We start from the raw sequence: 24502 nt of genomic DNA on the forward strand, positions 1-24502 counted from the left end.
GCTAGCCAACACACATGGGATGGAGCGTTTTTCTATAAGGAGCCTTCTGTGTCACATTCCTCTTCCTCGATGACACCATACTATACGCACCCCGATCACTACGACATCGATCTCGCGGCCTTGTACAATCCTCGCTATGCGCATCAGCTCATGGGTGCGCATCCTATGACCTTGCCGGTTAACGGTGAGCCTATTGAAGGCGTGCGTTTTATTGTCTTTGCCCCTCATGCGCAATCGGTCAGCGTGATTGGCGATTGGAACCAATGGCAAGCTGATACCGCCTTGATGACGCCCATTGAAGATGGCTTTTGGGTCGGTTTTATTGCCAACCTTGGCACACACCAACGCTATAAATACGCCTTAACCGGTCCTGACGGACAGGGTTTACCCCATAAAGCCGATCCTTACGGGGCGTACGCTGAGCCTTATCCCTCGTTTGCGTCACTGACTTATGATCAGTCTGTTTATCAATGGAACGATCATCAGTGGCAGCAACGACCCATAACCGCAAAGCATCAACAAGCCTTGTCGTTTTATGAGTTACATCTTGGCTCGTGGCAACATGATGAAAATGGCCAAATGCTGGGCTATCGCGACCTTGCTGCGCGCTTAGTGCCGTATCTGGTTGATATGGGCTATACCCATGTGGAGCTAATGCCGGTCAGTGAGCACCCTTTTTATGGGTCGTGGGGATATCAACCCATAGGACTTTTTGCACCGACCAGCCGCTACGGATCGCCGGATGATTTTAAGTATTTTGTCGACCAATGCCATCAGGCAGGGATCGGCGTGATCCTTGATTGGGTACCGGGGCATTTTCCCACCGATGATCATGGGCTTGCGTACTTTGATGGCACGCCTTTATATCACGATCCTGATCCGCGTCGTGGTTGGCATAATGATTGGCACTGCCATCTCTACGATATGGGTAAAGATCATGTGCGCCGCTTTCTGGTGAATAATGCGCTGTATTGGCTCGATCAATTTCACATTGATGGTCTACGCGTGGATGCCGTCGCGTCGATGCTCTATCTCGATTATTCGCGTGAGCATGACCAATGGCTCCCCAACGCTGACGGTGGAAACGAGAATTACGACGCGATTGCGACACTAAAATGGATGAACGAGTCGGTTTATCACTATTTTCCCAATGCGATGACGATTGCTGAAGAGTCCACCGCATTTCCTGGCGTGTCTGCGCCCACGTATATGGGAGGACTTGGGTTCGGATTCAAATGGAATATGGGCTGGATGCATGACAGCTTAAGTTATATCCGTGAAGAACCTGTGCATCGACGCTATCATCACGATACGCTGACCTTTCCATTCGTTTATGCGTTTAGTGAGAACTATGTGTTACCGCTATCGCATGACGAAGTGGTCTATGGTAAAGGCTCTCTGATGGGCAAAATGCCTGGCGATGAGTGGCAACAAACGGCTAATTTACGCGCCTATTTGAGCTATATGTATGGTCAACCCGGAAAAAAACTGAATTTTATGGGGGCGGAGATTGGTCAAACAGCAGAGTGGGATCACGATAGTCAACTTGAGTGGCACTGGTTGCAGTATGAACGTCACCAAGGTGTTCAGGCTCTGGTGAAAGCCCTCAATGATCTTTATGTGTCGACGCCAGCATTGTACCGACTCGATTGCGATCCGACAGGATTTGAATGGCGAGTTAAAGATGCGGCAGATATCAGTATCATGGCCCATGAGCGGTTGGGCGATGATGGCTCGCGAGTGCTGGTGGTGAGTAATTTCACGCCTGTACCACGTGATGGTTTTCACCTAGGTGTACCGATGAGTGGCGACTACCAACTGATATTAAACTCCGATGATGAGGCATTTTGGGGCAGTGGTTATCCGGTTTACCAAGGAGTGAGTACGGATAAAGTATCAGCGCATGAGCAACCCCAATCACTGACGCTCAATTTGCCACCGCTATCCACGGTTTTTTATCGCTGGCAAGGGTGAATAACTTCAAACCACGCTAGACGACCCAACGAGGAACGCACCAAGTTAATCCTTGGTGCGTTTTTATTTGTCGCCTCGCGCAGACTGCAACGCTATGTTTACTGTACCGCTTACCGCCTTGTTCTAGGTTGAAACCATCAAAAAAGGCCGCGTATGCCTGCCTAATTGTTATCTTTGAGGCGCTGTTTTATGCCGCATCTTCTTCGTCAACGAAGGTCACGCCGTTTTCACGGTGTAGACGCTTGCACGCGCGGCCGTCGCTGTGGAACAAGTGACAGCGGTGAGCGGGAATACCAATCGCGTACTTCTCGCCGGGCTCAATCTCAACCGTATCGAGTTGGCGATAGATCACATCCGCATCGGCACTTTCTAGGTTGAGATAAATTTGCGTCTCGTTACCCAACTTCTCAACGATGGTCGCTTCCCCTTCGATTTTGGCATCACCGTCTTTGGCGGCGATTAAATGCTCTGGGCGAATCCCTAGCGACATACGATCACCGCGGGTGACGGTTTTGCCATCGACCGGTATCCAGAAACTGGCTCCCTCACTTAGCTGCACTTTGACCCGAGTCGGCTCAACATCTGCGATGAATACGCTCATGAAATTCATTTTTGGGGAGCCAATAAACGAGGCCACAAAGCGGTTTTGTGGGTAGTGGTATAGCTCAAGCGGTTTGCCCACTTGCGCGACACGGCCCTCATCTAGCACCACAATTTTATCGGCCATGGTCATGGCTTCAATCTGATCGTGGGTGACATAAATCATGGTACAGCCAAGCTGACGTTGTAACTTGGTGATTTGTGCACGCATCTGCACCCGTAACCCGGCATCGAGATTCGATAAGGGTTCATCAAGTAGAAAAACCTGTGGTTGAGACACCAGGGTACGGCCAATGGCGACGCGCTGACGTTGGCCGCCCGACAGGGATTTTGGTTGTCTATCTAATAAGTGACCAAGTTGCAAAATTTCCGCCGCTTGATGCACGCGTTTATCTACCTCAGCCTTATTGGCTTTTGCCAGCTTTAAACCAAATGACATATTGTCGTAGAGGTTTAAGTGGGGATAAAGGGCATAGGATTGAAACACCATGCCGACGCCACGCTTAGATGGCTCAATATCATTTACTCGTTGATCATCAATGTAAAGGTCGCCCGACGTAATATCTTCCAACCCGGCAACACAGCGCAATAAGGTGGATTTACCGCAACCAGAAGGACCGACAAAGACGACAAATTCGCCATCTTTAATCTCTAGGTCAACGTTTTTAGAAATCATTACATCGTTGTCATACGCTTTACAAACGTTTTTAAACGTGACACTTGCCATGTCGCTCGCCCTCAATCGCTTTTCATTAATTCGGCTCAATTTGCATGATACGTGGTTATGTTATCAATGTGGGTCGTTATAAGCGTTACCGCTTTTGTTTAACGTTCATTGATGATTAATTAGCCACACTAGGGAAAATACCACTCATGCTTTTTTTGATGAGACTCAGTGTGTCTTATCTGCGCTAGCCCTGCATCCTCCTATCATCAATTATTACAGGGGGAGTAGGCGGGGAGGAGGATTTTCTCCTACCTAAAATAATTTGAGGGCGTACTTCACAAAAATCTGAGCTAATTAGTTGAACTTGATCACGTTCAGTTTATTTTTGTGAGCCGCATCATTAGTGACGAGCGATATGGATCACGAATTCGCTCGCAGTGGTGTAGGGCGTAGAGACCAGGATGATGAGGAATGAAGAGGAATTACCCATGATAGAGCCTGAAACACAGCTCATCCTCCATGGAATCGTGCTACACCTCAGTAGAAGAAGGATAGAAAGATGAATAAATCACTTAGCGCTGTTGCCCTCGGTACCCTGATTGCACTTGGCTCATTTGGTGCAAATGCGAATATCGAAGAAGGTCAGCTGACCATTTGGATTAATGGTGACAAAGGTTATAACGGCCTTGCCGAAGTGGGTGACCGTTTTGAACAAGACACGGGGATCCCTGTCACCGTCGTTCACCCTGATGGCCTGCAAGACAAGTTCCCGCAAACCGCATCAACGGGTGATGGCCCAGATATCGTTTTTTGGGCGCATGACCGTTTCGGTGGCTATGCCGAGTCAGGCTTATTGACAGAAATCCGTCCGTCGGATCGTTTAAAAAACGGCATGGTCGACTTTGCTTGGGATGCGGTCAAATACAAAGGCAAATACGTCGGTTATCCGGTGGCCGTGGAGTCACTGTCTCTTATCTACAACAAAGATCTCGTCCCTAACCCGCCAGAAACGTGGCAAGACGTGGTTTCGATAGATGCCAAGCTCAAAGAGCAAGGCAAATCGGCTATCATGTGGAACTTAAAAGAACCCTACTTTACTTGGCCACTGATGGCGGCTGATGGCGGCTATGCGTTTAAACAAACCGCAACGGGTTATGATGTCAAAGATGCGGGCATCAATAATAAAGGGGTTCACGATGCACTGAACTTCATGAAGCAGATGGTCAAAGATGGCGTGATTTCTTCTGATATGGATTATTCCGTTTCTGAAGCTGCGTTTAACAAGGGTGACACAGCGATGACCATCAATGGCCCATGGTCGTGGGGGAACGTTGAGAAGTCAGGCATTAATTATGGTGTGGCTACCTTGCCAACTTTCCAAGGTGAGGCCTCTAAGCCCTTTGTTGGCGTGTTAAGTGCCGGTATTAGCACCGCGTCGCCAAACAAGGCACTCGCCGTCGAGTTTCTTGAAAACTATTTGCTGACCAATGAAGGCCTATCAACCGTGAATGCGGATAAGCCTCTGGGTGCGGTGGCGTTAAATGCTTATCAAGCTGAACTTGCTAAAGATCCGCGCATTGCGGCAACGATGGAAAACGCTAAGCATGGCGAGGTAATGCCAAACATTCCGCAAATGAACGCGTTCTGGGCGGCAGCCAAAAACGCAATTATCAACGTGGTTGATGACCGTCAAAGCGTTGAAGCTGCTCTTAACGACGCAGAAAAACAGATGGTTAAATAAGCTCTATCTGCAGGGGGGATGCGTCCTCCCTGCACACTTCAGAATTAAGTGAGTAGCGTTCCTTATGCAGTCAGTCCAAGGTTCTCAAGCTATGACAACGTCAGGCTCTTCTTTGCCCAGCAGCACAAAAGCGTTCATCAAATGGGCGCTGTTGGCCTCTGTGGCTATTATTAACGGTTATGCCACCGTTTTAATGTATTCGCGTGGTGAAACTGCTTTTGCCCTGTTAACCGTGGTGTTAACCGCGTTAGCTCTGTACATTTTTGGTAGTAAAAAGACATATGCCCACCGATACATTTATCCAGGTATCGCGGGAATGATTCTTTTCATCATTTTCCCATTGGTATACACCGTGGGGCTTTCACTTACCAATTATAGTGCCTCCAACCAGTTATCTTTCGAACGCGCTCAGTCGGTATTGCTAGAGCGAACCTTCCAAGGTGGTGATAGCTATCCGTTTTCTCTTTACCAAACGGATAAAGGCGCGCGTCTTGTGGTGGAGATGCCGGAGGCTCGCTACGCCACCAAACCGTTTGACTTTGCAGCCCTTCCAGCCCAAACACTGGCGTTAACGCCAGTCGACAGTATCTCGGGCGAAAAAGCGACATTACGAGCGGTGATCCAAAATCGAGACGCACTCAGCGCTCTCGAACTTAAACGCAGCGATGATCAAATCATTCGGATGAGCGGTTTAAGGAAGTTTGCTGCCATTCAACCGCTTTACAGCCTGCAAGATGATGGTCGTACACTGATCAATAACCAAACCGGTGAAACACTCAAGCCAAATGATGAGATCGGTTATTACCAAGCGGTTAACGATGCCGGCGAATTTGTTGGCGATACTGTTTCACCTGGATATGTTGTTCAAATTGGTACCGATAATTTCGAACGCGTATGGACGGATGATGGAATTAAAGAGCCCTTTATTGGCATCTTTATTTGGACGATTGTCTTTTCGGTATTATCTGTCGCTTTTTCCCTATTTATTGGTTTGATTCTTGCCAGCCTTGTTCAGTGGGAAGAGTTGAAGGGTAAGTCTATTTATCGTCTACTCCTTATTCTGCCTTATGCGGTGCCAGCGTTCATTTCGATTTTGATTTTCCGCGGTTTATATAATCAAAGCTTCGGTGAAATAAATATGGTATTAGAGGCTCTGTTTGGGATCAGTCCTAATTGGTTCTCAGACCCTGTAATGGCCAGAAGTATGGTGGTAACGGTCAATACTTGGCTGGGCTTTCCTTATATGATGATTCTTTGTATGGGCTTGCTTAAGGCCATTCCGGATGATCTCTATGAGGCATCAGCCATTGACGGTGCGAATTTCATCCAAAACTTTACCCGCATCACATTGCCGATGATGATCAAGCCTCTCACGCCTCTGCTGATTGCAGCCTTTGCGTTTAACTTCAATAACTTTGTGATGATTATGTTGCTGACCGAGGGTGGGCCGAGTCGAATTGGTACATCTGAACCGGCCGGTTATACCGACTTGCTGGTCAGTTACACCTACCGAATTGCGTTTGAAGGCAGTGGCGGTCAGGATTTTGGTTTGGCGAGTGCGATTGCGACGCTGATTTTCATTTTAGTTGGCGCTTTAGCTCTAGTGAATCTGCGCTTGGCACATAAAAACACGCAGTAAGGATATTTAATATGGCAATGGTACAAGGTAAATCCTTAAAATATCGCGTCTGGGCAACCCATATTGGCCTGTGCTTATTTTTGGCGCTGATTTTATTCCCGCTGTTAATGATTATTGCGATTTCCTTCCGTGAGGGTAATTTCGCTACCGGGAGTTTGATCCCGAAAAATCCGTCACTGGAGCACTGGAAGTTAGCACTGGGTTTCTCGGTGACTAACCCGGATGGCACAGTCACTCCTCCACCATTCCCCGTCCTATTGTGGCTATGGAACTCGGTGAAGGTTGCAGGCATTACTTCGTTATTTATTGTAGTGCTGTCTACCACCTCGGCATACGCCTTTGCCCGTATGCGGTTTAAAGGTAAGCAGACTATCCTCGATGCAATGATGATCTTCCAAATGTTCCCGGCAGTGCTGGCATTGGTGGCTATCTACGCCTTGTTTGATAAGTTAGGTCAGTACATTCCATTTTTAGGGCTCAACACTCATGGCGGCTTGATCTTTGCCTATTTAGGCGGGATTGCGTTGCACGTCTGGACCATTAAAGGGTACTTTGAAAGCATTGACGGCTCCCTCGAAGAGGCTGCGGCTTTGGATGGGGCGACACCCTGGCAAGCCTTTAGGTTGGTATTGCTCCCGCTCTCAGTGCCCATTTTAGCGGTAGTCTTTATTCTGGCATTTATTATGGCCGTGGGTGAAGTGCCGGTTGCGTCGATTCTGTTGTCGGACGTTGATTCGTATACCTTGGCGGTAGGGATGCAGCAGTACTTGTATCCGCAGAACTACCTGTGGGGCGATTTCGCGGCCGCGGCAGTACTGTCAGCGGTACCGATTACAGGTGTCTTCTTGCTGGCACAACGTTGGTTAGTGGGTGGTTTGACTGCAGGTGGCGTGAAAGGATAACCCTCAACGCACCGTTGATTGCTAAAAAGCCACGTAAAAGGCAGCTGATAACAGCTGCCTTTTTTGCGTAGGGTTATAGGGTGCTATAGCCAATCACCGTCAATGCAGACCAAAAAGCTCTTTTCTGCCAAACGTTGGAATGGCTCTGGTGTAGCGACGGTTGTCTCATCGGTCACCGTGTCACAGACAATACGCCACTGATGATTTTCTGGTAGCCGTAGGTTGTGCGCGGTGTCGCTGCTGTTAATGGCAATAAGCATCGATTGGCCCGCGTCAGGGTGGTGCGTGCCGAGCGTGACCTGACAGCAGAAGGCTTGCAGGCTTGGCCATTGATCTTCTTGAATCTGATCGCCATTTGGGTGCCGCCATGTAATCTGATTGCAATGGCGCTGTGTGCCACTCAACGCATCAATAAAGCGCGGTAAGATAGCGTTTCGACGCTCAATCATGGTAGCAAGCCAGTTTGACCAAGCATGATCCTGTGTTTGCCAATGTAACCAACTGATGGGGTTGTCTTGGCAATAGGCATTGTTATTCCCTTGTTGCGAATGGCCTAAAACATCTGCCATCAGAATGTGCGGCGTTCCGAGAGAGAAGAGGATGCTTGCTAGCATATTCCGTTTTTGGCGAGCCCTTATCTCAATAATGTCAGGATTGTTTGTCGGCCCCTCGACACCATAATTGGCGGAGCGATTGTCGCCATGACCATCGTGATTATTCTCACCATTCGCGTGGTTGTGCCGTTTGGCGTAACTAACTACGTCTTGCAGGGTAAAACCGTCATGATAGGTGACATAGTTAATCGGCAAATGATCGGGCCAATGCGCTGCGCTGAAAACGTCGCGCGATCCCATCAATCGCGTGGCGAAATCTTGCAGTATGCCTGGATCTCCTCGCCATAAACTGCGGGTGGTATCGCGTATTTTATCGTTACATTCGGCCCAGTTAAGCGGAAATTGTCCTAGCTGATATCCATCGGGGCCTATATCCCATGGCTCGGCAATCAATTTGATCTTAGACAGGATCGGATCTTGAGCAATAGCATGGAAAAAAGCACTATGGGGATCAAAGGTATCGCCGTCTCGTCCTAAGGTGGCGGCGAGATCGAACCGAAATCCATCAACGTGGTAGTCGGTGACCCACATCCGTAAGGTATCAAGCACCTGCTTGAGTGCGGCAGGATGGCGTATATCAACGGTATTGCCACAGCCGGTATGGTTGCGCAGTCGTTGGCCATCATGTAAGTACATGGCATGATCAAGCGCTTTATAATGAAGAACCGGCCCGCCTTCTCCGCCTTCCGCCGTATGGTTAAACACCACGTCTAAAACCACTTCAATGTCGTGGCGGTGCAGCTCGCGTATTGCCGTTTTCAGCTCGTCAACCGCATTTTTCTCCGCGTAGCGTGGATCGGGTGCCATCCAAACGTATGGGTTATAGCCCCAATAATTGGTTTTTTGCTGGCTGAGTAAATGCGGTTCCGGTAAGCAGGCAGTAATAGGAAGCAGTTGCAGGCAATTAATGTGATGTTTTTGGTAAAACGCCAACATCGCTGGTGAGACTAAGCCTAAATAACGCCCTTGCTGCGCTGGCTCGACATCTGGATGCTGCTGAGTTAGCCCTTTTACATGGGTTTCAAAGATGACGGTATCGTGCATTAGACGTTGAGGCGAGGGTATACCTTGCCAATCAAATGATTCATGATCGACGACTTGGCAACGCGCCAGCAATGTACTTTGCGATGGTGTATAAGGGGGCTGATAGCTTAAGGGGCCAGTCATCGCTTGCGCATACGGATCGGCCACACACCATGTTTGGCCATTATGTGAGATTTCAAAACTGTAATCTTGCCCTGCAACCATATCAGCGACCTCTTTTGTCCAATAACCACGCTTGTATTCGCGCATGGCGAGCCGCTGAGGTTGGTGCCCTTGATGCCACAACAATAAATGCACGCAGTCCTGGTCTGGTGCGTACAAAGTAAATCGACAACCTGAGTCGTATAACTGAGCCCCTAATGAATAAGGAGCAGGAAAACAAATCGACATAAATAACACCATTAAATTGGACTCGTTGCCATTAGAGCTTTTAATCATAAACAATTCAATCTGATGTCACATTTATGATGATTGCCCAGTATGTAATTAAGTTTCATACCTTTAAGAATAAATCTATTAATAGTGATCGTGTCGACATTTTGTAGGCCTGTTTAGCGAAAAATAATTACCAATTACGCCCTCGTTCAGTGACTCAGCTCGACAAGTTTAGATAATTGGCTATCACTCATCCTTTCTCCTCCTCCCCCTGAAATCGCACGGCCGGATGACGCGAAAATGACCGCTCAGGGATAGGATAATTCTAGGATAACGAAGAAAGCTAAGCCTTGGATACATAGTCTTTTTCCACTACCCACTGCCGGTGTGAAGAGACACGTAAAAAAGGCCCATTATGGAGTAAGGTATGAGAAAAGTAAGTTTAATTGCCGCAGCCGTCGCGACTGCTGTCACCGCTACCTCAGCGTTCGCTGTAGATTTTAATGGCTACATGCGAGCAGGAACTGGAATTAGTGCATCTAATTATGATAATTCTGACACCGGTGATTTGGCTATTAATAAAAATGGTATTGGTCGCCTCGGCAATGAAAATGACAACTACTCTGAGTTTGGATTTTCGGAAGAGCTAAAAACCGGTGAACAAACTTGGCGAGTTGAGTCAATGATTGCGTCGGGCGCGCCTGGTGAAAGTGGCTGGGAAGATAGTGACTTCAACGTCGCTCAGTTTGCCGTAAAAGCAAAAGGCGTGTTGGCCGACAAAGAGGCAACACTTTGGGCGGGTAAAACTTATTATCAACGTAAAGATATCCATATCACTGATTTCTACTTCTTGAATACATCAGGTACCGGTGGTGGTATTGAGAATCTATCCGTTGGCGACCAGAAATTGTCTTTAGCATTGATTCAAGATAATGGATCTCAGAAAGTTGCTGATGGCCAGAAAGCAGTCCTCACTGATGCAGCTAATACTGATATTAAGGCTTGTGATGGTAGCCCATCATGTGAACTCGGAGTGATTAACGATTCAAGCAGCTACAAAGACGTGCTTAACGAAAAATCGGAAGATGTTAATGGCTATATTGCCGATATCCGCCTAGCCGATATCGATCTGTGGTCGGACGCTAAATTAGAACTGGCAGCAGCCTACAACTTTGGCGTTGAAAAAGCCGATCAAGATCTTAAAGCAGATGATGGTCTGTTGGTCACCGGTATTATTCACCAGGGAATGGATAATGGCTTTAACCAAACTATTCTCCAGTACGGTACCAATGGCTATGGCGTTCAAGCGGCTAACTTCTGGGGGGCTGGCACTTATTATGACCGCTCCGGTGATCAAAATGACGCGACAGGCTATCGTCTGATTAACTGGGGGGTCATGAACTTAGGTGAGTCTTGGGAAATGGGCCACCAACTCGCTTACTTAGCTGGTTCTGATATAGGCGCTTCTACACTCGATATTGATCAATTCTCTGTTGTAGCGCGCCCTATGTACAAATGGAATAATACCATGCGTACTGTGTTCGAAGCTGGCTATAATGCGGGTGAGAAAATCAATGATGACGGTAACGCGGTCGAAGACTTTGGTAATTCTAAATTGACCGTTGCGCAAGCATGGGCAATGGGTGACAGCTTCTGGGCACGTCCTGAAATCCGTGTATATGGCTCGTATATCTCTGACCTTGAAAACGATGACGCTTTTGGTTCAGGTGAAGATAGTGAGCTCGTAGCTGGCGTACAGGTTGAAGCTTGGTGGTAAGCCTTTTTTAAACTGTCTTTTTTCATAGCCGACAATTGTCGGCTATTTTTTTAGGTGTTTTATATGAACAAAAAAGTGTTATTTATCTCTGGATTATTACTGCTTAATGGGTGCTCGACGATCGTTGATAACCAATATCAGATTGCACCTACGGGAGAGGCAGTGACGCAGATTGAGAAAGCGAAACAACTACCGCTAGAGATGGATAAAGAGATCAAAGTAGCGGTCACCACACAAACACAAGTCCTAGATATCGATAGCATTGATAGCCCTGGCGTCATTTTCGACTTACCAATGGTAAAAAATGGACTAGCTATCAATATTGAGGCAGAAGTCAACGACAGTGTTTTTGTCCCAAGTGCTAAAGTCATTAACCAGTCTGGCGATATTCGTGCTGAGCTTGATGATGAGGAGTTGGTCTATTTAAAGCCCCGTCTAGCCGATGGCAACCGTTTGCAAGGGAATATTAAAGTCCATCCACAAATTGGCGACAGTTCACTCTATTTGGTTATTTTTACCGATAAAGATAAACTTAATGAAACGGTGGCAGTCAGCCACCCAGCGAAATTGGATGCAGAGGGGAGAGGGAATTACTTTCCGGAGGTAGGTGATATTCAAGTGCCGCGCGCGTTGACTGGCACGTTTTCCATCGAAGCAACCGCATTGGGCGCACGTAACAATGCTCAGTCTATCGTCCTGCCAGCGCTCTCCGCCACTGAACGCCCGCAACAAGAAAGCGTTAGCTTTTATCATCAGGCTATTCGGGCCGCCATTGCAGACAACGATGTCGACAAAGCAATGGGCTTGCTGCGTGATGCGGAGCAATTGGGTATCACTGACGCTGACCAAGTCTTTCGTGACGCGATGAAAGCACAATTAGACAAGAAGTAATCTCACCATTTAAGCTACGTTTTACATTGCGTCTTCAACAAGACATAACCTCAAAAGGGCAACGTTGGTTGCCCTTTTTTAGTGTGGAATAAAGTTGGAAACTAGACCGTAAACGTATCGACCAGTTGGCGAATCGTTTTGGCCTCGTGGTTGAGGGTTTGGTTTGCGCCTTGCGCTTGCTCACTGAGTGACAAGGTTTGTTCTATGCGTTGTGACAGTGCCTGGATGTTTTCAGCCACCTGCTGAGAGACGGCACTTTGCTCTTCCGCCGCGCCTGCGGTTTGGTAATTGATATCGCCTAGCTGCTGCACCAAATCAACAATCTCGGTTAAGGTCTCTTGCACGGAAACACTCGCTTGATAACCCTCCGCCGCACCACGCTCACCTTGTTGGATGACAGCTTCAATATCGGTGAGGAGTTGGTTGAAGGTTTCCAGCGTCGATACGATTTGGTCGACAGATTTTTGTGAGTGCTGGGCCAAGGCGCGCACTTCATCGGCCACCACCGCAAACCCTCGGCCTGCTTCACCGGCGCGTGCCGACTCAATCGCGGCATTGAGCGCTAGCAAGTTGGTTTGATCTGAAATGCCGCGAATGTCGTCGAGTAGAGAGGCAATATCGCTACCACTGGCTTTGACTTCGCTGACAAAACTGTTGGCCTTCTGCAGATCGGTGTTGGCGGTTTGGTTACGTGCGACATTGTTAGCAACATTCTCCATGCATTGATTCAGCGATAACACCACCGCAGCGTTTTTCTCCTTTGACGCCTCAGAGTTTGTTGCCACATCTTTGGAGGTTGCTGTTAGTTGTTCCGTAGCCGTCGCCGCTTGATGAAGGGTCTCGGTGTTATTAGACAGCGCTTGGTGAGCATCGGTGATCGCATGGTTAGCCGTCGTTGAAGTATCCGATAAGCGTCCACCTGCTTGCTGAATTTGGCCAACCATCGACTGTAGCGCATCCAGCATCTGATTGACTGACTGTTTGATACTATCAATCTCGGTTTTACCCGTGACGGATAAACGCTGAGTTAAATCCCCACCGCCTTGCGCAATCGCCTGAATGGAGTGATCAACACTGGTTAACGGCGCCAATTGGCGTTTGATGACGACTTGAATGATGATAAACGCCAAAATCAGCACGATACCACTTACCAGATAGATGGTGTTTTGGATATGCGTCTCGGCCTCGGTCATCATTTGATTGAGTTGCGTCACCGGTGCCATAGCAGCAGATATAGGGGTCACAATCATCACCGACCAGGTCTTGGTCATATTGCCAAACTCAATGGGTTGCGAGACGTAAAAGTGCGAATCGGTTTGCTTGAATTGGTTTGTTGCGTTCTGGCTTAGAAGGTTAGAAAGTGGTTGGTAAGCAGGAGAGGAAAGTCCTGAGACCGCAGCGCCATGTTGAACGTGCTGATCGGTACTAGCCACAATCCGACCATCTTGACTGATAACAAATAGTTCCCCGTCATTATCGGCACGTTTGGCTAAGAGTGATTGGATTTGCGAGGTCTTGAGCGTACTTCCCACCATAGCAACCGTTTTATCAAAGCGAAAAACGGGAGTTGTCACATCGAACACCGTTTGCGTCTTACCATTAATCTGAGCCGTTCTTGGATCAGTAATACAATCTTTTTGTGTGTTCACCGGGCACTGATACCAAGGGTTGGATTCTGAAAAGTTTTGAGCGGCTTGAAGACGCATTTCTCCGTTCTCATCCACCGATACAGACGGTACATAGCGTCCATCCGCTGCACTGGTTGGGTCGCCATAATAAAAGGCATCGGCCCCTAAGACGTTTTTTTGCCACTCGGTATAGATGTTGTGCCACTCAGGCTGACGTTTCAAAATCGAATACATGATCCTAGGAATATCATCACGATCGAGGATCCGCGATGACTTATTCTTCTCCGCTTCTGACGTATATATCTGAGCAATGGTTCGCACCGTATCGAGCGGAGAAGCGATGTAGGCATGAATCTCTTCACTGAGTGCTGTTGCCCGATTCTGCATTTTTATCACCTGATCCCGCTTCACATTCTCTGTCACCTGAGATGACATTGCTGATTGACTGGTATTCAGAGTTGAAAGAGAGATGGTGCTGACCAAACCCAGACCGACTAACACGATTGCAGAGGCCGTTAGGCTGATTCGTTGGCTGATAGAGAGGTGACGCAATTTTTTCATAATCACTTTCCGCACAAAGAAAAAATTCGGAGGTCGTCGGGCGGCGTGACGATGGGTGTCGTGCTAGCGAGCAATGGCACAACAGATAACGCGCGCCGACGGTGACGATCAGAGTTTCTAGTGTTGCTCAAATAGACAACAGGCACATCCTCCTTATTTGCGCTTGTAACGCTTGCAATAAGGAGGAGATCAGGAGGGGGAGAGAGCTAATTTGAACGATCAGCTTAAGCCGATCCAGCGCACATCACATTGCCTTGACCGACGTTGTCACGTTGCGACGATCACACTGCTTGGGTTAAAACAGCAAGCGAAACTGCGCTTATTCACAATTTTGTTACTAACGGAGGAGGGCGTAGGCAGATGGATGAGGTTGCATGTTAGCGCATGTGCTAACGGTACGAAGCTTTCACTGATCCACAATCATTAAAAATAATTCTATATTTTAATTATTTATATGTGGTTTTTTTAATGATTTAAACGCAATAAAGAAAACATCTTTTTATTTGTTTTTTAGAGTTTTTACTCGCTAACATGATGTTTACATATAAATTGTCATGACAATGTCAAGGTGTCAGCGTTGCGTGTGTTTTTGATCATAAAAAATAAAAATGAGGCATTACTCCAAAATTATGCATTTTTAATTAATGTCTAATTTTTCGTTATGTATGCTGGCGCACCGTCAGTGATTGCAGCACAACAGGTCATTGATGTTTGTAAGATGTTAACGCAGTCCAGCGTGGCAGGATCATTCCTGGCTGTGCTGCCATTTTGGTGAAGGTATCGAGGGTTCAAAGTGTCCAAAGAAGGAAGCGTTGCGCCAAAAGAGCGCATAAATATCAAGTACGTACCTGCAACGGGTGACCAGCAAGCGGAAGTAGAGCTGCCACTTAAAACCTTGGTTGTTGGTGATTTTAAAGGTCACACTGAAGATACGCCGGTTGAAGAGCGTGCGACAGTGTCAGTCGACAAAAACAATTTTGAAGATGTAATGCGTGAAAGTAATTTACATCTTTCCACCACTGTAAAAAATCAACTTACTGATGATAAAGACGCTGAACTGCCTGTTGAGCTGTCTTTTAAATCAATGAATGATTTTGCGCCTGACTCTGTTGCAGCTCAAGTTCCCGAGCTCAAAAAACTAATAGAGCTTCGTGAAGCCTTGGTTGCGTTAAAAGGTCCTCTTGGCAATATTCCAGCATTCCGTGATCGCTTACAGGAGCTGCTTAACTCTGAAGAGTCCCGTGAGAAGTTGCTTGCTGAGCTAAGTATTGTCAGTAGCGATGATGACGCTCCGAAAGAGTAATTGATTCAAACCAGTAGTAACTTAAGCCTTAGGAAATAGAAACATGTCTACAAGTGAATCAGTCGTAGAGTCTCCTGAAGTCAAGGAAGGTGGCTTACTTGACGAAATAATGGCGCAAACGCGTATTGAGCCTAGCGAAGAAGGCTATGATGTCGCAAAGAAAGGTGTCGCCGCCTTCATCGAAAACCTCGTTGGCAACGATCAAACCCAAGAGCCTGTTAACAAAGCACTTGTTGATCAAATGCTTGTTGAGCTTGACAAAAAGATCAGTGCTCAAATGGACGAAATATTGCACGACACGTCTTTCCAAGAAATGGAATCGGCATGGCGTGGACTTAAATTATTTGTCGATCGGACGGATTTTCGCGAGAACAACAAAGTTGACATCTTGCATGTGACCAAAGATGAGTTGCTAGATGACTTTGAGTTTGCGCCTGAAACAACGCAATCAGGTCTCTATAAGCACGTCTACTCATCAGGTTACGGTCAATTCGGTGGTGAGCCAACGGGTGCCATTATTGGTAACTATGCCTTCACCCCATCAACGCCAGATATGAAGTTGCTTCAATACATGGGTGCGCTAGGTGCGATGGCCCATGCGCCATTCATCTCAAGTGTTGGACCTGAATTTTTTGGTATTGAGTCGTTCGAAGAGCTGCCAAACATTAAAGATGTCAAGTCCATCTTTGAAAGCCCTAAATATACAAAGTGGCGCTCAATTCGTGAATCTGAAGATGCACGCTATTTGGGTCTGACTGCACCGCGCTTCTTGTTGCGTGTTCCGTACGATCCAACCGAAAATCCGATCAAATCTTTCGTGTATCACGAGAACGTTAGCCAAGCTCATGAACACTACCTTTGGGGGAACACCGCATTTGCATTTGCAACGCGTCTAACGGATAGCTTTGCTAAATATCGTTGGTGTCCAAATATTATTGGGCCACAAAGCGGTGGTGCAGTAGAAGACCTTCCGGTTCATGTTTATGAATCGATGGGCGCACTACAATCTAAAATCCCGACGGAAGTGTTGATCACTGACCGCAAAGAATTTGAGCTTGCCGAAGAGGGATTTATTGGCTTGACCATGCGTAAAGGTAGCGACAACGCTGCTTTCTTCTCTGCCAACTCAATCCAAAAACCGAAGGTGTTCCCAAACACCAAAGAAGGTAAAGAAGCGGAAACCAATTATAAGCTCGGTACACAGCTACCTTACATGATGATTATTAATCGCTTGGCGCATTACATCAAAGTGCTACAACGAGAGCAAATTGGTTCTTGGAAAGAACGTCAAGATCTGGAGCGAGAGTTGAATACTTGGCTCAAACAATATGTCGCTGACCAAGAAAACCCACCAGCAGATGTACGTAGTCGTCGACCACTTCGCGCTGCCAAGATTGAAGTGACTGACGTTGAGGGTAACCCTGGCTGGTATCAGGTGTCTTTGGCCGTTCGTCCTCATTTCAAATATATGGGCGCGAACTTTGAACTGTCTCTTGTTGGTAGGCTTGATCAGTAATCATGGCATACGTTGCGCTAGAAGACAGTGCATTTGGTGTCGGCTTCTTGGAGCGTCTTGAAGCCGGCGCTAAACCTGTATCTGTCACTCAGGGGCCGAGTAGCCCAGACGTGGTGAGATCGATCAAACGCAATATTGCCAATGTGCTGAATACACGTATTGGCGGGGCGCAAAGCTCTCCTGAACTCGGTCTGATTGATTTCAACGATGCGACACTCGAAAGCTTAGACTTATCGCTCAGAGTGAAACTCGCGATCAAAGACTGTTTAGAGAGATATGAACCGCGGCTAACGAATATCCTGGTGACATCAGACTTTGATCCGCATTCACCGTTAATGTTGCGGTTCAATATTGTTGCTACCGTCAACAGTGAAGCGCTGCACGAGAAAGTTCAACTTAGCTTGTTTTTAGACCAGAACCGCCAATATCGGGTGTTGTAAATCGCATGACGAAAGACAAGTATTTTCGAGAAGAACTCGCGTTCTTGAAAGAGCAAGGTAAAGCTTTTACTGAACTGCATCCCCAACTGGCTCGCTTCTTACACGGTCGACACACCGATCCTGATGTAGAGCGGTTACTAGAGGGGTTTGCGTTCTTAACGGGCAAGTTGCGCGAAAAAGTGGATGATGACTTTCCAGAGTTAACTCACTCAATCATTAATATGCTTTGGCCCAATTATTTACGGCCAGTCCCCAGCATGTGTATTGCGCAATTCAAACCAGAAGAAAGTCTCAGTGAAAAGCAAACTGTGGTGAAAGGGACTGAGCTTGATAGTAAGTCCGCCATGGAAACTCAGTGTCGCTTTCAAACTTGCCGTGACGTTGATCTTTACCCGCTTTCTTGCTCCAGCGTTCATGCTGAACATACGCGCGAGGCGACGACAATACAGCTACAGATGACGCTCAGTGGTGATATGTCGGTACGAGATGCCAACATTAATAAACTGCGCTTTTATATTGGGGGAGACAAATATAGCGCGCAAATGCTCTATCTGTGGTTGAGTCATCATCTAGAGAAGGTAACTGTGCATGTTGATGGAACAGCATTTTCGTTACCACGTGATGCGTTTTCATCTGTCGGATTTAACGCCGGCGATGCTTTATTGCCATATCCGCAAAATGTTTATGATGGTTATCGTGTGCTGCAGGAGTATTTGTCATTTCCAGAGGCGTTTCACTTTGTTGACATCGGGGGGTTAGATAAAGCCATACCGAGTAATGTATATGGACAGTTTACGGTGCAGCTGCATCTCTCTAAAACCTTGCCATCGGATGTCAGAGTCAGACCTGAAAGTTTTCAGCTTTACTGCACACCCATTATTAACTTATTCAATCATGATGCAGACCCTATTGATTTAACGGGGAAAAACACTGAGTACAAGGTGATCCCGTCGAGTAATAAACCGGCTCACTATGAAGTGTTTAGTATTGATAGTGTCACTGGGCGACAAGACAAGATTATTGATGGCCAGCCTATTCGCGGTCAAAAGCGGACTTATACGCCATTTGAAAGCTTCCAGCATGAAGTTGAGCGCGTGCGTAACCGCGAGACACTCTATTACCGAGCGCGTGTCAAAGACAGTATTCGTGGTGATGGATTCGATTCTTTTATCTCTTTCATTCGAGGGGACGAATCGACATCCGTGGACGTCGATGAAGCTGTTTCGATTAAGCTGACTTGTACGAATAGACAGTTACCTTTGGAGTTAGGCGTCGGTGATATATCGTGTCCAACGGATAGCTCACCACCATTTGCAGAATTCGAGAATATCACCATTCCAACTCAGGCACTCCGTCCTGTGCTAGATGGCAGTTTATTATGGATGTTGATTTCTAATTTATCGCTCAATTATTTGTCATTGTTATCCAAAGATGCACTTAGCTGTGTATTAACAGCGTATGATTTCCGTGCGCTTGTCGATCGTCAAGCAGAGCGAGTAGGTAAGAAGCGGCTAAACGCGATTGAAGACATTCAATCAAAGCCAATGGATAAGCTATTGAGAGGAATGCCTGTCCGTGGCTTACAGTCGACGATTTATCTTAATCAAGACGGGTTTGGTTCTGAAGGCGATTTATATTTATTTGGAACGGTACTCAGCCACTTTTTCTCGTTGTATGCGAGCATTAATTCTTTTCATGAGCTCACCGTCATCAACACAACGAATAATGAGAGCTATACATGGCAGACGAGAGTCGGGAAGCAACCACTCATTTAGAAGAAACAGAAATGAGTACCGCTGATCTCGTAAAAGATGCGCGAGTGTATAGCTTCTTCCAATTAGTTGAGCTTTTGCAAAAGCATAAAGGGCTTAACCCAGAGGAAGAAGAATGGGAACGCGAGTGCCAGTTAGTGTTTAGTGCAAATCCGAGTCTTGGGTTTGCTGCATCAGATATAGCATCGCTGGATCAAGTGAATGATCACACAGTGATGCTAACGAACTTTTTAGGACTTGCGGGCTCACAATCGCCACTGCCGGCATTCATTACAGAGCAACTGCTACATGAAGAGCCAGGAGGAATTAAAAGACCCTTCTTGGACTTTTTTAATAACCGATTGATCGCATTGGTCTATCGCATATGGCGCAAATACCGCTATTACGTCAGGTTTCAGCCAGGTGCGGAAGATCAGTTTTCGGCACAGTTATTCGCGCTTGTTGGGCTGGGTGATCCCCAGTTAAGAGGGGACACCCCGATAAATTGGTGCAAAATGTTGGCTTATGCCGGGACGTTAGCGGGGCGAAGCCGATCACCGACAGTGGTTGCTGGCATCATCGCGCACTGTTTTGATCTTGAACATGTAGAGATCCGCCAATGGGTAACGCGCAAGGTAAAGATTGCGAAAGAGCAACAGATGTCTCTTGGCTGTATGAATGGTCGCCTTGGTGAAGACACTGTGATTGGAGAGTCGGTTTTTGATTGCAATGGAAAGTTCGTTATTTGTATCAAAGATCTGACACGAGAGCGTTTTAATGATTTTTTACCGGTCGGTAAAGAGTATCAGCCTTTGTGTAAGTTAGTTGAATTTATTCTGCGTGAGCAGATGGCATTTGATTTGGAGTTGTCGATGACAGATGAAGAAACACCTGCTCTTCAGCTGGGGCAACACATAGCGCTGGGATGGACATCTTTCCTTGGCGAAGAGCTGCAAGATAAGCGTGTATTAATTCAGGTAAGGCAATAACGATGGTCTCACAACATCAAAACGGCATAACACTCGTAGTCGCAAACGCGCAAACCTTAGAATCTGGTTTGTCGGCACAGATTCGTTTTGTGGAATCTGGTGGCACCATTGGCGCATCGCCCGCCGTGCATTGGCGATTAAAAGATCGTTTAGGACGCGTACATGATTTGCATTGTGAGATCTTAATGGTGGATGGTGCTTTTTGTGTGCGTGATGAGTGTGGACAGACCTTTGTTAACGGTACCGATATGCCGCTTGGTAAAGGGCAATTAGCACGTTTAGCACATAAAGATGAAATGCAAATTGGCCCATATGAGATACGCGTGTTAACCGGAAAAAACGAAGAGGTTGACGCTGGACATATTGATACGCTTTTTAATTCTAACCACACAGATTTGTTAGCGAATGGTCATGAACCAGTCGATGACGAGCCCGAGCTTGAAGATGTATCAGCGCCTATTGATCCCTTGGCCGAGCTAGAGGCATCGACACATATCCAAGGATCAAACTGGTTATTGGATGGTGAACCAGCCGAGCAGATCAGTGAAACGGGTAATCTGATTTCAAAGAAAAACTTGGTTGAAAAGCAACCTTCGTTTACGCCTCAGGCCGACAGCGAAGATGTCATGTCTGCCTCTGTGCGATTGAAGCGTATTTTTGGATTCGGTCAGAAAAAAAACCAGGCCACCAGTAACAAGTCAGATCAACAAGTATTGGATGCACAGCCAGCGAATATGGCATCACATACTCCTTCCAAGCCGATAGAAAATGAGATGAAGCCAATGGACGAAAAAGAGCTAGGACTTCTCGAGCAAGAAGTGGCCAAGAGTTTGCAAAATGAATCATCGCCTACGCCGTCAAATAACCATGGTGGACACGGGCAACACTTATTAACGGGTCCAATGCTAGAAGGGCTTGGTGTTCGTATAACGAATGAACAAGATGTTCAACGGATGCATTTCCTGTCACAAGAAATGGGTCAATCGTTACAAGCGTGTTTAAAAGGCTTGCTAGCACTGCACGAACAAGCTGCAGAAGGACGATTTGGAACGATGAACCGTAATCTTCAACCTATTGAAGACAACCCGTTACGTCTTGGTCTTTCTTACCAAGATACGGTTCGCACTATGTATGACGCGGATAAAAGCTTAGTTCATTTGTCTGCGCCTGCAGCCATTGCTGAGAGCTTAAAAAATGTAAGAGATCATAATGAAGCAACGCAGGATGCGATTTCAGAAGCATTAGATCAAATATTAAACGCGTTTTCACCGGAAGTGCTGTTACGTCGTTTTCAACATTGTCGACGCAATACGGACGCACATGAAGATGGTGAGTCGGCTTGGGCGTGGGAAATGTATTGTAATTATTACAAAGAGCTTACATCTAACCGTCAACAAGGCTTCGCTAAACTCTTTTGGGAAATATTTGAGCAGGTCTATGACAAACGTATTCGCGAAAAACAACAGGAGGGCTAATCATGCTTAAAAAGTTAGGCGTGCTTTGCGCAATCATACTATTGACAGCCTGTAGTTCTTCAGATGAATACAAGCCTGAAGAACAACCCACGACTGCGACGTTTAGTTTAGTCAGTGACAGTGGTGTAAATCCGAATATAGCAGGAGACCCAGCACCTATCGAGGTACAAGTCTTTGAACTCGAAGATGATTCGATGTTCATGTCTGCGGGATTTGATCAATTGCGTACTGACTATGAAGGTGCATTGAGTAGTAACTTTATTAATAACTACGACTATGTTCTGACCCCAGGGCAATTCAAATTTGTCAATGCGTTTGAGATCGATGAAGACACAAATTATATCGGTGTGATGGCACATTTTGCCGAACCTAATCTCGGGGAATGGAAAAAAGCTGTCAAAGTGCTGAACAAAGGCCGAAAGTATCATTTGTTGATGCTATTTCAAGATTATGACGTGAAATTAGAAAAGGTAGAATAAAGGTAATGTTTGCACGTAATCGCGTGATATGGAGCGAAGGGCTCTTTATTAAGCCTCAGCATTTCCAGCAGCATCAGCGCTACAGTGAGTATTTATTGGAAGAGCGGTTAACGTCTGTCAGTAAATATTTATATGGCATTGCTGAGCTGTCACTAAATCCGGAATATCTAGCGTTTGGACGTATTGCCATCGAGCGAGCAGTCGGTGTCATGCCAGATGGAACGGCGTTTCGTATCCCACAAGAAGACGTAATGCCTGAAGCGTTAGAAATCGAAGACGGATCGCTTTCTAATCAGTTGATTTACCTTGCTATACCGTTGCGCAGTGAATCGATTATGGAAGTGAACTGGCCTGATGAAAAAGGGTCAGGGCGCTATGAAAGTCGTCGTATCGATGTGCGAGATGTACAGAGTGTGCAAGGTGACACAACCACGCTTGATGTATCACCGATTCAGTTGCAATTAATGCTAGAAAAAGAGGATCGCAGTGCCTATGCCTCTATTCCTATTGCACGGATTTCAGAAAAGCGACCTGACGGCAGTGTTGTCCTTGATGCTAATTTTATTCCGTGCCATTTCAATGTTGCTGGTAATGCGACCTTGCACCGTTTTATCAATGAAATGTCTGGTTTGATGCAAGAGCGCGCAAAAAATATCGCTCAACGTATTAGTTCTCCTTCTCAGGGCGGTGTGGCTGATGTCTCTGATTTTATGCTTTTACATTCGTTGAACCGTCTGTATCCGCAGATGAAGCACCTTGCTTCTTTAGGCAGTCTGCACCCAGAACGTTTGTATGAATGCTTGTCGTCAATTTGTGGCGAGCTAGCAACGTTCACGGATGAAAGCCGTCTGGCACCGTCAATGCCAGCTTATAACCACGATATGCCGGGTGATGCATTTTGGCCTGTTATCCGCTATTTGCGCCAGAGCCTCAGTGTGGTGCTGGAGCCTCGAGCCGTCTCTATTCAGCTAGATAAGCGCAACTACGGCCTGATGGTCGCGCCGGTTCAAGACCCGCAATTGATGGAGTCGGCAGAGTTTATCGTTGCAGTTAAAGCACGTATGCCATTGGATGAGTTACGGCGATTGTTCACTCAGCAAACCAAAGTCTCTTCGGTTGAGAAAATTCGCGAGCTTATTTCACTTCAACTGCCTGGTATTCCGCTAATTTCGCTACCTGTGGCGCCTCGCCAGTTGCCTTACCATGCCGGCTATACCTACTACCAATTGGACAAAGAGAGTGCGGCGTGGTCGATGCTCACGAACTCTAGTGGCTTTGCATTCCATGTCGCCGCCGCATTTGATGATCTTGATATTCAATTCTGGGCAATAAGAGATTGATTATGGCAGCCACTGACGAAAGTGTCTTTAAAGACCTCCTACATGATAACGTTGAAAAAATAGACAGTGACCAAGATTACTGGTTTCAACTACGTGGCCACAATGCTAATGCGTTGGTGGATGCGGCAACCCCTCTATTCGGGTTAGCGTTGCGAGTACGTTCATTATCCAGTTGCGAGAATATTGAGCAAATCTACCTCCAAACGATCGAGGAAATAAAAGCGATCGAAATAGAGCTATCAGAGCAAGGTTATGAACACGCAATGCTGATGGCATATCGCTATATATTGTGTACGTTTCTTGATGAAGCGGTCATGGGTACCCCATGGGGAGCTAACACCTGCTGGGCTGAGCATTCAATGTTATCTCGTTTCCACAATGAAACATGGGGAGGTGAGAAAGTATTTACTGTTCTAGGTCGTTTGGAAAACGAGCCCGAGAGGTATCGACCATTACTCGTGTTTATTTATCACTGCTTGTGCTTGGGCTTTGAAGGGAAATATCGAGTGATTGATGGGGGGTATGCGCAGCGAGAAAAAGTCATTAAAAGGCTACATGACCAACTATTAGATGATGAAAAGCAACCCAAACAACTGAGTGAGGGGAGTGACCATGTTGTTAACACTCGGTATGCACTCAGCCGCCAGGTACCGCTTTGGTCTATTTTTGTCGGATTTCTCGTCTTGTGGGCGGGTATCTTCGCTGGCTATTCATACTTTTTACATGAAAAGTCTGAAAATGTACTCAGTCAACTGAATCAGTTGCTGTGACCCGAACAACATTATATTGATTAGAA

The 24502-nt window shown here is 46.7% G+C and carries 18 protein-coding genes; 15 read left to right on the forward strand and 3 right to left on the reverse strand.

From position 1 onward, the window contains the following. Positions 1-69 precede the first annotated feature (69 nt). Positions 70-1974, forward strand: a complete 1905-nt coding sequence (glgB, locus tag HLG76_RS04720; RefSeq protein ID WP_175993189.1) for a 1,4-alpha-glucan branching protein GlgB — start codon at positions 70-72, stop codon at positions 1972-1974. 187 nt (positions 1975-2161) lie between these two features. Here glgB and malK read toward each other — a convergent pair whose 3' ends face one another. Continuing rightward, positions 2162-3301 (reverse strand): maltose/maltodextrin ABC transporter ATP-binding protein MalK, encoded by a 1140-nt coding sequence (gene malK, locus HLG76_RS04725; RefSeq protein ID WP_077669477.1) that lies wholly within the window; start codon positions 3299-3301, stop codon positions 2162-2164. A 499-nt stretch (positions 3302-3800) separates the two neighbouring features. Here malK and malE point away from each other — a divergent pair, with 499 nt between their 5' ends. The 3 genes from malE to malG all read left to right on the forward strand — a co-directional run bounded on the left by malE (position 3801) and on the right by malG (position 7523). Further along, on the forward strand, positions 3801-4982 hold the full coding sequence (gene malE, locus HLG76_RS04730; RefSeq protein WP_175993177.1) for a maltose/maltodextrin ABC transporter substrate-binding protein MalE: 1182 nt from the start codon (positions 3801-3803) through the stop codon (positions 4980-4982). A 64-nt stretch (positions 4983-5046) separates the two neighbouring features. Then, on the forward strand, positions 5047-6621 hold the full coding sequence (gene malF, locus HLG76_RS04735; protein ID WP_021023900.1) for a maltose ABC transporter permease MalF: 1575 nt from the start codon (positions 5047-5049) through the stop codon (positions 6619-6621). An 11-nt stretch (positions 6622-6632) separates the two neighbouring features. Beyond that, on the forward strand, positions 6633-7523 hold the full coding sequence (gene malG, locus HLG76_RS04740; protein WP_077461349.1) for a maltose ABC transporter permease MalG: 891 nt from the start codon (positions 6633-6635) through the stop codon (positions 7521-7523). 83 nt (positions 7524-7606) lie between these two features. Here malG and HLG76_RS04745 read toward each other — a convergent pair whose 3' ends face one another. Continuing rightward, positions 7607-9619 carry a glycogen-debranching protein gene (locus HLG76_RS04745; protein WP_175993178.1) on the reverse strand — a complete coding sequence of 671 codons (2013 nt, stop codon included), beginning with the start codon at positions 9617-9619 and terminating at the stop codon, positions 7607-7609. Positions 9620-9983: 364 nt separating this feature from the next. Between HLG76_RS04745 and lamB the strand changes: the two genes are divergently transcribed. Together lamB and HLG76_RS04755 are read left to right on the forward strand one after the other, a co-directional pair. Next, on the forward strand, positions 9984-11333 hold the full coding sequence (lamB, locus tag HLG76_RS04750) for a maltoporin LamB (RefSeq protein ID WP_175993179.1): 1350 nt from the start codon (positions 9984-9986) through the stop codon (positions 11331-11333). A gap of 63 nt (positions 11334-11396) precedes the next feature. Beyond that, a complete protein-coding gene (locus HLG76_RS04755; protein ID WP_175993180.1) occupies positions 11397-12224 on the forward strand; it encodes a MalM family protein in 828 nt (275 codons plus the stop codon). A 101-nt stretch (positions 12225-12325) separates the two neighbouring features. Here the strand turns inward: HLG76_RS04755 and HLG76_RS04760 are convergent, their stop codons facing one another. Further along, positions 12326-14413: a methyl-accepting chemotaxis protein gene (locus tag HLG76_RS04760; protein WP_175993181.1), complete on the reverse strand. Its 2088-nt coding sequence runs from the start codon at positions 14411-14413 to the stop codon at positions 12326-12328. A 793-nt stretch (positions 14414-15206) separates the two neighbouring features. On the opposite strand from HLG76_RS04760, the gene tssB reads away from it, so the two are divergent. Genes tssB through icmH form a run of 9 tightly spaced genes read left to right on the forward strand, consistent with a single transcriptional unit; the run spans position 15207 to position 24476 of the window. Next, complete coding sequence (gene tssB / locus HLG76_RS04765) at positions 15207-15716, forward strand: type VI secretion system contractile sheath small subunit (protein WP_077461344.1); 510 nt, start codon at positions 15207-15209, stop codon at positions 15714-15716. 43 nt (positions 15717-15759) lie between these two features. Continuing rightward, the gene (gene tssC / locus HLG76_RS04770) at positions 15760-17232 is read left to right on the forward strand and encodes a type VI secretion system contractile sheath large subunit (RefSeq protein WP_077461343.1); all 1473 of its coding nucleotides are present in this window, start codon (positions 15760-15762) and stop codon (positions 17230-17232) included. A 2-nt stretch (positions 17233-17234) separates the two neighbouring features. Continuing rightward, complete coding sequence (gene tssE, locus HLG76_RS04775) at positions 17235-17672, forward strand: type VI secretion system baseplate subunit TssE (RefSeq protein WP_025740375.1); 438 nt, start codon at positions 17235-17237, stop codon at positions 17670-17672. Between the two features lie 5 nt (positions 17673-17677). After that, positions 17678-19447, forward strand: a complete 1770-nt coding sequence (gene tssF, locus HLG76_RS04780; protein WP_077661566.1) for a type VI secretion system baseplate subunit TssF — start codon at positions 17678-17680, stop codon at positions 19445-19447. 11 nt (positions 19448-19458) lie between these two features. Further along, complete coding sequence (gene tssG / locus HLG76_RS04785) at positions 19459-20412, forward strand: type VI secretion system baseplate subunit TssG (RefSeq protein ID WP_236719535.1); 954 nt, start codon at positions 19459-19461, stop codon at positions 20410-20412. 2 nt (positions 20413-20414) lie between these two features. After that, complete coding sequence (gene tagH, locus HLG76_RS04790; RefSeq protein WP_175993182.1) at positions 20415-21887, forward strand: type VI secretion system-associated FHA domain protein TagH; 1473 nt, start codon at positions 20415-20417, stop codon at positions 21885-21887. A 2-nt stretch (positions 21888-21889) separates the two neighbouring features. Then, entirely contained in the window at positions 21890-22366 is a 477-nt protein-coding gene (gene tssJ / locus HLG76_RS04795) for a type VI secretion system lipoprotein TssJ (protein ID WP_077461339.1), read from the forward strand. 5 nt (positions 22367-22371) lie between these two features. After that, positions 22372-23706 carry a type VI secretion system baseplate subunit TssK gene (tssK, locus tag HLG76_RS04800; protein ID WP_077577317.1) on the forward strand — a complete coding sequence of 445 codons (1335 nt, stop codon included), beginning with the start codon at positions 22372-22374 and terminating at the stop codon, positions 23704-23706. Positions 23707-23708: 2 nt separating this feature from the next. After that, the gene (icmH, locus tag HLG76_RS04805) at positions 23709-24476 is read left to right on the forward strand and encodes a type IVB secretion system protein IcmH/DotU (protein ID WP_175993183.1); all 768 of its coding nucleotides are present in this window, start codon (positions 23709-23711) and stop codon (positions 24474-24476) included. Positions 24477-24502 lie beyond the last annotated feature (26 nt).

The organism is Salinivibrio sp. EAGSL (assembly GCF_013366455.1).
GTDB lineage: Bacteria > Pseudomonadota > Gammaproteobacteria > Enterobacterales > Vibrionaceae > Salinivibrio > Salinivibrio costicola.